Genomic DNA, 1,025 nt, shown 5'->3' on the forward strand with positions numbered 1-1,025 from the left:
GCTTTTTAGTGTCACCATGTTGGCACCCGCACTGGTTGCGCTTCTTTATCGAGACGGCGCTGGTGTACCTTTTGTCACGACTTTTTTTGTGCTGCTTTTTTGTGGAGCGATGTGTTGGTTTCCTAACCGTCGGCATAAACATGAGCTCAAATCACGTGATGGCTTTCTTATTGTTGTTCTTTTCTGGACGGTTTTGGGCAGCGCGGGTTCGCTTCCATTTTTAATCGCAGATAATCCCAACATTTCTGTGACTGACGCTTTTTTTGAATCCTTCTCTGCTTTAACTACGACAGGGGCGACCGTTATTGTCGGCCTTGATGAATTACCTAAAGCGATTTTGTTCTACCGCCAATTTCTACAATGGTTTGGTGGGATGGGGATCATCGTACTTGCGGTCGCTATTTTGCCAGTGTTGGGCATCGGTGGGATGCAGTTGTACCGCGCAGAAATTCCGGGTCCAGTGAAAGATACCAAAATGACCCCGCGCATAGCCGAGACAGCAAAAGCGCTGTGGTACATCTATTTAAGCCTGACAATCGCTTGTGCGGTTGCTTTTTGGCTCGCGGGCATGACGCCGTTTGATGCCATCAGCCACAGCTTCTCTACTATTGCGATTGGTGGCTTCTCAACTCACGATGCCAGCATGGGCTACTTCGACAGTTACGCGATTAACCTGATTACCGTGGTGTTCTTGCTGATCTCTGCTTGTAACTTCACTCTGCACTTTGCAGTATTTGCCTCTGGTGGGGTTCATCCTAAGTATTACTGGAAAGACCCAGAGTTCCGCGCGTTCATCTTTATTCAGGTGTTACTGTTTTTGGTTTGCTTCTTACTACTATTGAAGCACCACTCTTACACATCACCTTATGATGCGTTTGACCAAGCATTGTTCCAAACTGTCTCAATCTCGACAACCGCAGGTTTCACCACAACCGGTTTTGCAGATTGGCCATTGTTCTTGCCAGTGCTGTTACTGTTCTCCTCTTTTATAGGAGGATGCGCAGGTTCGACCGGTGGTGGTATGA

The 1,025-nt window shown here is 47.6% G+C and carries 1 protein-coding gene; it reads left to right on the plus strand.

The annotated features are described in order from the left end of the window. Positions 1–1,025 (plus strand): potassium transporter TrkG (locus tag R7Q48_RS24955; protein ID WP_318132803.1); only part of this gene is annotated, 1,025 nt, incomplete at both ends.

This window comes from Vibrio sp. 378 (assembly GCF_033339435.1).